10 protein-coding genes are annotated in these 10,035 nt (G+C 51.5%); 6 read left to right on the forward strand and 4 right to left on the reverse strand.

Annotated features, from left to right (window positions below; all coding sequences use genetic code 11):
• Positions 1-342: 342 nt before the first annotated feature.
• Positions 343-1,554, reverse strand: coding sequence for an ISL3 family transposase (locus NB063_RS19345; RefSeq protein ID WP_250930412.1), 1,212 nt, complete (start codon positions 1,552-1,554; stop codon positions 343-345).
• Between the two features lie 467 nt (positions 1,555-2,021).
• On the opposite strand from NB063_RS19345, the gene NB063_RS19350 reads away from it, so the two are divergent.
• Positions 2,022-3,239 carry a lipopolysaccharide biosynthesis protein gene (locus tag NB063_RS19350; RefSeq protein ID WP_250930413.1) on the forward strand — a complete coding sequence of 406 codons (1,218 nt, stop codon included), beginning with the start codon at positions 2,022-2,024 and terminating at the stop codon, positions 3,237-3,239.
• 1,095 nt (positions 3,240-4,334) lie between these two features.
• On the opposite strand, the gene NB063_RS19355 is transcribed toward NB063_RS19350, so the two are convergent.
• Positions 4,335-4,517: a hypothetical protein gene (locus NB063_RS19355; protein ID WP_250930414.1), complete on the reverse strand. Its 183-nt coding sequence runs from the start codon at positions 4,515-4,517 to the stop codon at positions 4,335-4,337.
• A gap of 30 nt (positions 4,518-4,547) precedes the next feature.
• Here NB063_RS19355 and NB063_RS19360 point away from each other — a divergent pair, with 30 nt between their 5' ends.
• Positions 4,548-4,691, forward strand: a complete 144-nt coding sequence (locus tag NB063_RS19360) for a hypothetical protein (protein ID WP_250930415.1) — start codon at positions 4,548-4,550, stop codon at positions 4,689-4,691.
• Positions 4,692-4,732: 41 nt separating this feature from the next.
• Here NB063_RS19360 and NB063_RS19365 read toward each other — a convergent pair whose 3' ends face one another.
• Positions 4,733-5,647: a transposase gene (locus tag NB063_RS19365; protein WP_250930416.1), complete on the reverse strand. Its 915-nt coding sequence runs from the start codon at positions 5,645-5,647 to the stop codon at positions 4,733-4,735.
• A 387-nt stretch (positions 5,648-6,034) separates the two neighbouring features.
• A complete protein-coding gene (locus NB063_RS19370; RefSeq protein WP_250930417.1) occupies positions 6,035-6,589 on the reverse strand; it encodes a hypothetical protein in 555 nt (184 codons plus the stop codon).
• A gap of 84 nt (positions 6,590-6,673) precedes the next feature.
• On the opposite strand from NB063_RS19370, the gene NB063_RS19375 reads away from it, so the two are divergent.
• From NB063_RS19375 to NB063_RS32480, 4 genes are all read left to right on the forward strand, one after another.
• A complete protein-coding gene (locus NB063_RS19375) occupies positions 6,674-7,276 on the forward strand; it encodes an IS66 family transposase (RefSeq protein ID WP_250930418.1) in 603 nt (200 codons plus the stop codon).
• A 32-nt stretch (positions 7,277-7,308) separates the two neighbouring features.
• Positions 7,309-7,596 carry an IS66 family transposase gene (locus tag NB063_RS19380; RefSeq protein ID WP_250930419.1) on the forward strand — a complete coding sequence of 96 codons (288 nt, stop codon included), beginning with the start codon at positions 7,309-7,311 and terminating at the stop codon, positions 7,594-7,596.
• A gap of 261 nt (positions 7,597-7,857) precedes the next feature.
• Complete coding sequence (locus NB063_RS19385) at positions 7,858-9,057, forward strand: oligosaccharide repeat unit polymerase (RefSeq protein WP_250930420.1); 1,200 nt, start codon at positions 7,858-7,860, stop codon at positions 9,055-9,057.
• Between the two features lie 13 nt (positions 9,058-9,070).
• Complete coding sequence (locus NB063_RS32480; RefSeq protein WP_322975245.1) at positions 9,071-9,967, forward strand: sulfotransferase domain-containing protein; 897 nt, start codon at positions 9,071-9,073, stop codon at positions 9,965-9,967.
• Positions 9,968-10,035 lie beyond the last annotated feature (68 nt).

Below are 10,035 nucleotides of genomic sequence, written 5' to 3' on the forward strand. Positions count from 1 at the left end.
TAAATCCCCGTGCAATCGCCCTGTATACTTACCCGAGCGGTGTTAGCTTAAGTTATTGATTGACTGTCCAACGGCTCGGATATAGATATCGCTTGGGAACCAGTATTGACGTTCCACGAATCCCAACAAAGTGCTCGTCAGGAGCGGTCGACGAAAAGTGTTTATAGAATCCTGATTCGCTACTATCCGGAACACTGCGGCAACGATGTCGGCAATTTGTACTGCAGTCCAAAACTAGACCGCTACGAAAGCGATTCTTTTTACCGGCAGCGTATCACGCTGTGCCGAACGATCTCCAGACGGCGGGAAATTCATCGCTGCACGCAACCTAAAAAGCCCGGCTCATCCGACTGAAGCGTACTTTGTTTGATGAAGTGAGTAGAGCGTCAGTTCAAAATACTCGCGATCGCGGATGCCGTAGGATTGCCGTTGAACGGTTTTGATTTTGTTGTTGGTGCCCTCCATCGGCCCGGATGATATTCGATGCTCGAAGTAGTTCAGCAGGCCCTCTTCAAGACGCAGCAACGTCTTGGCCATCGTTTTTAGGGGCTCCAGCCCTGTCGCGATCGCTCGTTTGCACCAGGACCGCAGGAACAAATGGGCCGGCCAGCGAAACGTATGCCCCCAAAATGTTCGCAGCTCCTCCTTGAGATAGTACGCTTTGGCCAGCGGCTCATTGAGCTGCAAAGCGGCGGCTAAGTGAGCCTCCTCGTCGCGATCCCCACGCAGGTTCTCGGGGTTCTTTAACAGCAACCAGCGACTTCCCTTGAGAACCGACTTTTCATCCTCGGTTGCTTTCTGAAAAAGCTGCCGACGGAGCGTGGTCAATTTCTCGTTCATCAACTTCTCGACATGGAAGCGATCAAACACGATATCGGCTTTGGGAAGGTTCCCACGCACCGCCAAGATGTAGGCACTGGACATGTCCATTGCAACTGCTTCGATTCGGTGCCGTCGACGCCCCAGTCGCTTCCAGAAAGGTGCCAGCGAAGCGGCCGATTTGTCGTCTCCCACGAAGATAATCGCACCGCTGTCCAGGTCCATCACCAGCGTCACATAGCGGTGGCCTTTGCCAATGCAGATTTCATCAATGGCGATTCGCCGGACGTCCTTCAGCGAAGGGTTGGCGAAACGTCGCTGGAGGTCCTTCTTTTTGATTTCTTTGATCACGTTCCAGGTAACGCCAAGCAGATCGGCAACGTCCTTAATCGTCATGCTGCGGGTCAGCTGCAGAGCGTATCTGGCCCAGCCCTTGGTGTAGCTTCGGCGGGTGTCGGCAAAATTAATTTTGATTTGGCGAATGGTCCGGCAGTCATGACACTGCACACGAGGCAAGGCGGCGACGACGACGGTCTGCTTCAGGCCGATCGGAGAAGCCCGAAATTCTCGTTGCTTGAACCCTCGACGGATCACGTTTCGACTGCCGCACATTGGACAGCAAACCGCCTTTTCACTTGGCTCGACATGAAATCGCGTGACACCTCCGGTGAACTCGATCCGGGTCTGCCGGTAGCCACGGATGCCAAAGGACTGATACAACAAGGTGGTGGACATGTGCGTTTTTCAAAGAAGACTTGAGAAATCTCCTTGGAAGATGGCATGTCCACACTTTTACTTCCATATGCCGAACTTTCAATCGCACTCAGCCTTGCGCACCCGTCAGTCGGATGAGCCAAAAGCCCATGGCTTACTGCAGAACCGACGCTCCACGCTAACATGTGGCCTAGTCGATCGGCGAGCCTGACGAAAGCACTTTCAATTCCCGTACAGTCAACCTACTCAGGATCCTTTTCCATTTGCCGAAACCCTCGCACCCCCACTCTGGCAAGCCATATGTTGCATCAACGCCTCAATCGGGCAGTGAGTCAAGTGAGTACTCGGCCCTAGCTAAACACGGATTGTGGACTGTAGTTGGGCGAGTAATAAATATCGCCGCTGCCGCAGCCTCATCCTTTATAGTTGCAAGACTTCTAAGCCAAGAGGAATTTGGTAGATTCGCTGCAATCTTCGCCGGCACCCAGATGCTGTCGCTCATTGCAGTTTTTGGGCTTGACCAACTCGTTATTCTGAAAACGGGCCAGCTATTCGCTGTCGGCGGTTACCATGAAATCCGCCCGCTACTTCGTAGCTTTCTACGAACTACCCTTTGCTCATCGATGGCCTGTGTGGCAGTTACTACCATCCTGTTCTCTTGCCTTGGCTCCGTGATTGTTTCTCAACCACTAACCTGGGTTTCAATTGTTCTTATTTGTGCGTTCACTCTTGCTCGAGCAACAATCCAGATCATGGGTGAATCTTGCCGTGCTCTGTATGATCCGAAGTCAGCAAATCTGCTGGGCGGCACCTCAACGGGCCCCCTAACTATTACTATCTTCCTAGCTCTGCTTTATATTGCGTCGGCTATAGGGGAGCCAACCTGGACAACCGCGATTTTTCTATACATTGTCGCCACCCTGCCAACACTTTGGCTGCTTTATCGCAATATTTTCTTCGCACTACAACAGTTGCCAACATCGTCCAGCGGTTTCTTGGTTACTTCAAGCTCCGGGAAAATAACTTGGTCTAGTTGCATACCAATTTTCTTAGCGTCACTTATTGGTTTTTATTCCGGACGAGGAGATACATTGCTATTGAGTTTTCTAAGCACACCAATCGACGTTGCTCGCTACGAAGCGACCCGGCGGCTAACACTTTTGCTTACAATACCACTAGGAATTGCAAACCTGTCCGTGGTCAGCAGCATAGCAAAACTACAAACACAAGGAGACAAACGGCGACTGCAAAACGTATTGCGCTCGACGAGCGCTATTGCAAGTATTCCATCAGCCCTGCTTAGCGTTCTTTGCTATTGGTTTCCAGGTCAATTTCTTTCCTTTTTCTTCGGCGAAGAATTCAGCGATGCCGCAACAGCGCTTCGCTTACTAATCCCTGGTCATCTCTGCTTTGTTCTCGCCGGGAGTTGCACGCTTGTACTAATCCACACAGGGCACCCAAAAGCATCGCTGTGCGTCTCAGTGTTGGCCGCAACTTTCGTGGTCTTCCTTAGTCCTTTTTGCGTAGGACTTTACGGAATTGAAGGCATGGCAACAATTATCTCCATTGCCGTCGGCGTCGAGCATGTTGCTAAATGGCTAATTGTCCGACGCGTCGAGGGAGTCTGGACTCATCCAAGTTATTCATCCGCGTTTTCCGTAGTAATGCCTTTCGCTTCAAGTGCAAAGAATGCAAAGATACCATGAGGTCGACGGATATTTCGTCGTTGACCGTAGTCGCCCTTCTCCAGTGCAGCGTGTCTTGGCAGATATGAGTAAGTGCTAATCTTCACTAAGTCACTCGAACCGAAACGCGGGTGTTTGGAATCTGCAATGCTTATCTGGACACACATGGAGAATTCTAGTTGGACATCGCCACCTTAAGACCAGTTTTATCGTGATTCGTGGCATATCAGTACACTCTAGCCGTTTTGGCTTTAGCCACGGTTCTACACGCAAAAACCGCGACTAGCGCCGACTGGCTAATGCAAAGCGGTGATAACCAATTAACTGGACGCTGCTGCCAGGAGCATCGCAATATGCCTCGATAACGGATCAGTCCTTCACAAGTGATAGCATAAGAAGTCCGCTCCCGCACTGAAGGTCTACATCTCATTCTTCCGAGACAGGACCGCTGCGTACACATTGCCAATGGTGCCCATCGCCCGGAAAAAGCGACCGGCGTTAGTGCGTCGACAGGCACACATCAGGATACACAATCTGCGTCGGTTACGAAGTAGCCGACTCCCGTCACGAACGTAAGCGGCGCCGGCTATTGCATTCCTGGTTCTTCTCGAAATTTATTGGCTGATGTTCGATTTTAGCTGGCTCTTGCAAACAGATGTGATGAACAATCTCAACGAACATTACCGTGATCTTCTTGGCCTCGACGAATCTTGGACCGTCCCCAATGTGGACCTTCAGTTGGGATTTAATTCGGTAGTGATCGAACTCTCTCACCGGGGCAGCGATTTGACTTTCCCTGAGTGCCAAGGCAGTTGTGGAAAGGCCGACACCGCTCCCCCGCGTTCATGGCGACATCTTGATCCCAGATTACTCACCACGCACGTGAGAGTCGGTTGATTTGATGAATAGACCTTAGTGGGCTTGTTTTTGGGTGATTGTTACTTGGTACCGCGTCGTCCGCGATTGATGGCCCCCTCCCCAAATTCGCGTTTCGTTTCGATGGGCGTGGTTAACAACGAAGTACTTCAAGCAGGCGCGCGTGCGGCGGAGGTGGCATGAAGCCGTAAAATGAATTCGGCTTCGGCGATGCCAGTTGCCAGCCTTCGATACGTCGGATCAGCGCGTCCAAAGTGATTCAGCGGATGGAGCGATGCGCAGCACTAGACGGCGTGAATGCTTGACCATACCTCCGCCGACCTTCAACTCGAACTGAACGAACCGCTGCGTATCCCAGCTTCCACCGACGCTGTCTTCGATCTCATTGAGATTGAACGCCAACAACACTAGCAACATTGTCACTTCGTTATCCTTAAACCCCTGCGACGATAAGTGAACGCCGATCGATTCATCGAATTCGCGAAGACGATCTTCGAACGTGCCACGCTTGCGTTAGTGAACCAGCAGCTCGTCAGCACTGCGAGATTGCTTCGGCCAGTTCGTGACCAAGAAGAACCAACGCGGCATCAAGTCTAACCGACCCGTTTTGGGATCGGGCTGATCAACCACAACCAAGATCAAGCGTTGGGCGTGCGTCCACGTGTCGATTTCGTAGGCGCCAAGCTCAACGGTGTACTCGTAACCGCCTTCGGGTGGTCGCCCCTGGGACGTGAAATGTAAGAGGCAGCCAGCGACTCGAGCTTCCTTCTGGTCTTCAATCGTCCGACAAAACGCTTGTTTTTCGAACTCCGTTCATCCATCACGCTCGGGATCGTGTACCCCGCATCGAGTCGATAGCCAACGTGCTGTGCGATCGTGTGTGCGTGGGCATCGGTTTTGTCGACGAAGCGTTTCATGCCATCGGCGGTGTGAACTTGGCCTTGCCGACGCATGGCGTGAATGAACCCATTGCCGAGCCGATCACCGACGCGAGTACTCTCGTAGTCGCCGCCCACACTCAGCGATGCAACCAGTGGATGGTAAACCGACTTCTTGTAGTGCCCGTTGTAGCCTGCTTCCTGCTGCTTGCCATGAACTTCGATTGGAAAACTGTCAATGTCGACGGCAGCGTATTTGACGCGACGACCTCCTGCGGCGAGCACATGACGGTGGATACTTTGAGCAAATCCATTTCGGACCGCCTCCAAGTTGCACTGCTGCCGGGTCGGGATACCGATCAAGCGGGACTGAGTAGATTGCCTTGTCAATCGCTTGCCTGCGACGTGATCGCCGGTGCGATTCCACACCGCGACGCGAGAAGCTAGGTCGTGGGAAAGCCCGTCTACATCGCCTTGAGCGAAACAGCCAACGGCCATGGCAAAGACACGTTCACGAATCAGTTCATCGATGCGATAGCAAATGCGATAGCAAATGCGATAGCAAATGCGATAGCAAATGCGATAGCAAATACGATCAGACCGCCTGGGATCTTGAATGCACCTGGCAATCGATCCGAACAGGTTGAGGCGATTTTCCGCATCGCGAAGCAACATCACCCCGGCGATGGAGTGATTCGATGACCGGAAGACTGAACCTTGATCGAGCGATTGAATTGGGGCTCAAAAAGGTTACCTTGGTGTTCACCCATCGCGTGATCCTGCTTTGCGCTTTCGTTGGTTGTAGTTAACCGTTCAACGTAGCGTTTCACGCGATGGCTTTTCAATTCACCAAGTTCCTGCTGAATAGTGCGGGTTGATACCATGCAGTTTAACAGAGATCAAGGCCGCGGTTCCTCGATGCCGATGTCCTCAGCGTGGCGTCAAGACCGTCGTGGTTCCATGGGCAGGCAAGCACTCTATTCTCACTTTGATGCTCGAAGTCTCCCTGTTTCCAAGCTACAGCCATTCACTACGTCGCGTACAGAAAATTGAGCGTTCCAACTATTCAATCTCACGCACGCGGCGGATAAACCCATTGTAACTATTCAGCTTCATGGAATTGATCTTGGCTGAAACGGGGGGGGAATTGGTTCTGTTGCTGTCACCTTGGTCGGGACCAAAAAAACTGCCGTTGTTGATCAGCCAATCAATGCCACGTTGCTCGACAAGCTTCTTTCCAATCAGCTTAGCGAAGCCGACACGCGACAGTTCATCAGCGGTGATCCTGAATGTACTGTCTTCACGCTGCTCGCCTTGCAGCAGCGAATTGCTGGGGCGAACCTCGCGAGCGGTCCCAACACGCCGTCGTCGGTCATTCCGCCGCATCAAAAGCCATCGGCCAAGCCATCCAAGGGCAAAAAAAAACGCGGCGGACAGCCTGGGCACGCCGGTCGCACTCGATCGCCGTAGCCCGAACCCGACCGCACACGCGATCACCAGTGCAAATCCTGTCCCAACTGCGGTGGCAAACTTAAACGCACCACGCAGACACGAACGTGGCGAAGCGAAGACACTCCCGAAGATCTCAAACCGATCATTACCGAAGACACGATCCATCGCGACTACTGCCCGGCCTGTGACAAGCGGGTCGAACCCAAACTGCCCGACCTTCTACCGCGATGCACCCAGGGCAACCGCACGTTGGTCCTGTCGACGATGCTGCACTTCCTGCAAGGCTTGACGATCAGCCAAATCGTCGACACGTTCAATTTTTACTTGCGAATGAAGGTCACGCCTGGCGGACTGGTGCAGATGTGGCACCGTTTGGCGGACTCATTGTTTGCGTGGTACGAGCAGATTCATCGCGAAAGCCTTGGCAGCGCCAAACTTCACGCCGATGAGACGGGCTTGCGAGTGAGCGGGAAAACGCACTGGTTGTGGTGCTTTGCCAGCGACGACAGCGTTTTCTACATGATTGATCGAAGTCGCGGTTCCCCGGCGATCCAGAAGTTCTTTACCGAAGCCATCGAAGGCACGTTGATCACGGAATTCTGGTCGCCGTACGATGCGGTCGTGTGCGCCGACAAGCAGAAGTGCTGGCCGCACCTATCGCGAGATGCTGCGGCGGTCAGCGAGAAACATGAAGATCATCCCGAGTGGAAACCATTCTCGCGTCCGTTGGTCGGTGCGTTTCGTGATGCGAAGAAGTTGCACGCTCAAAAGCCGATGATGGCCGAAAGTGACCACCACGTCGCCGTCATCCGGTTGGAAGGTCGTCTTGCGAACCTCGGCGGTGAGTCGTAGGAGCCCCCGACGCGAACCGCCTTTCCAAGCGAATGGCTAAGTACGGAAACGAGTTGCTGACGTTCCTGTGGCACGACGACATTCCATCGGACAACAACGCGGGTGAACGAGCAATCCGCCCGGCGGTGATGACCTGCAAAAACAGCTACTGCAATCACAGCGACCGCGGCGCATTGACTCAGTCCGTTCTGATGACAGTGCTGCGAACGCTACGAGTGCGAGGCCACCAACCACTTGATACAATCCTGGTCGCACTGGCGAACTACGTCGCCCCCGACGTCATGCCGCCGATACCATCAAAAAACCACGCGGCTGAATAGTTACAACCCATTTTACGCCTGACTTACGTGCACGTCGTAAGTAATAAGTCGTTAATCGCTATGCATTACACAGACATTCCAACTCTAGTCCTTGCTATATTGCCGGCATGCTATCTTGCCCTCTTTGCATATCTTGACAGACGAATTTCGTTACTTTCTCCATTCATCGGAGTTGCTCCACCAATACTGATAGGAACAACCCTAAAAGTGTTTGTGTATCTCCTGGCTCCGTCTGCCGTTCGTGTTCGTGAAGCATTCGCAATGCTTTCGCTCGCTGAGTTGCAGCTTGCGCTGATAGCAGTAAACCTCTTCGTACTTGCTGTCGGCGCGGGCTACTTTGCCCTTCCTCAGGTTCGCCCAACGCAAGATATGAACTTCAACCGTTCAAAGATTTTCAGGCTTTCCCCGGCCCCACTATTAATTCTGTCGCTTGCAATCAGCCTTTGCGCTGCTGTTGCAGTAGCGGCTATTTTGCAGCAAACCGGGTTTTCGCTGGAGTCGCTAGGAGATCTCTCTACGAAGCGTCGTGTGCGAGAAAATGACCAAATTGTGTCGTCTGGAGGTGAGTTGCGGACGCTCGTAACGCTATTTCGCATAAATGTATATGTGCTAATTGTTTTTTGGTTTTTCAATCCCAGAATGCGTGGTAGCAAAACTCTTTGGGTATCCGCGATAATCTCTGGAATAGGAGCATTGATTTCTTCATTTCTGTTGAGTGAACGCGGGGAGCTTGTACTCTTGCTCCTGCCTCTTATGGGCATCCTCGTCTTCGCAAATGCCATCTCCTTAAGAACCGTCATCATCGCCTTCCTTAGCTTTTTGCTGTTTTCGAATATTGTTCTAGTACTTCGCAACACACCGAGCGGTGAAACAATCACAGCAACAGACATACTAGATAGCACAAGCCGCATCCCAATAAACTTAGTCGAAGCTTACAATGGCACAGATGTAACAAAAATCGGCATGATTATGAATTTCGCCGATGACCCTGACCATCTTATGCTCGGTAAGTCATTTGTTTCATGGCCGATTGCAATGATCCCTCGACGTCTTTGGCCATCTAAGCCCAAAGATTTGAATCTCGACTATTACATCACCGAAAACATCTACCACGAAACTCCAGAAGTTACTTTGGGAGTTGTCCCCCCATCACTATGTGGTGAGCTCTTCTTCAATTTCAGTTGGCCGGGAATTGCCGTTGGAGGAGCGTTCTACGGATTTCTGTTACGACTGTTGTCCGCTCGACTGGCTTCATCACAGTTGAACGAGCAGCGTCTATTGACATATTTCATAGTTTCGCCTGCAGCGACGTATCTCTATAACATGACCTACACGACACCTGTTGCCTTAACCATTGTTAAAGGTACTGTACTCGGATTTGGGTTGTTTTTTCTGTATCGCGCTGTGGCGATCCGTAAACTCACGCCCCAATCTCCGCCTCGCTTCAGTTCAAACCCATAAATAAGACAACCTAATGCTTCAGAAATTACTACATGGAAAACACATACGTGATTTGACAAGCATCTCACCGGCGAAAAACCCATTGCTTCGATACTCAAACAGGGTCGCATCGCAACTAAGTCGAGGTATTCAGAGATCAAGACGCAATTTAAAACTATCTCGGCTTACCGGGCCTCCTATCCTCTGTAACTCGATCCCTAAGGCGGGCACGAACTTACTCGTTCAGATAATTCGCAATTACCCAGATGTTGACTATTTCGATACGCTCATAATTGACACCGGTTTTTGGAAGTCCAATACTCGCGATTCGAACTATTACGTTCGTGAGCTAAATCGAGTCTTGCCGCGTGAGTGTGCCCAAGGTCACGTAACATACTCAGTAGACGTGGAGCGAGTTATCCAAGAACATTCGATGCTACATTTCCTGGCAATCCGTGATCCCAGGGACATCTTGGTCTCGGATCTCCATTTTGTTTCGGAAATGGCATATTGGCACCCTCTGCATACTGGAATCAATCGCTTCGCAACGAAATCTGATCAACTTGATGCCCTCATTCACGGCTTTGAGTACAAGCCTGGGTTGTTTTATCCAAACATCCAAGAACGGCTAGCTGAATACCTTTCCTGGCTCGATTCGCCAGATGTTTGTGTGGTGCGTTTCGAGGACCTGACCGGTGAAAATGCAGGCCAAGCGATTAAGAAGATGAACTCCTATTTTGCTAGCAGGGCCACCTGGATTGATCCTAACATCGAACTTGATTGCAAGGTTGAGACAATAATAGATCCTAGGAAGAGCAAGACCTTTCGCTCGGGGAAAACGGGTGGCTGGCGCAAAGAATTCCAGTCATACCACTGCACTGCATTTGAGCAGTTAGCAGGCTCAGCTTTGGAAAGACTAGGATACGAATAATTGCACGCAACAATTTCATCAGAACGATTCCAACGAAAGCATTTCGTTTAGAGCATTTTGATTTTTAT

This window comes from Aporhodopirellula aestuarii (assembly GCF_023701485.1).
In the GTDB taxonomy this organism is placed as follows: domain Bacteria; phylum Planctomycetota; class Planctomycetia; order Pirellulales; family Pirellulaceae; genus Rhodopirellula; species Rhodopirellula aestuarii.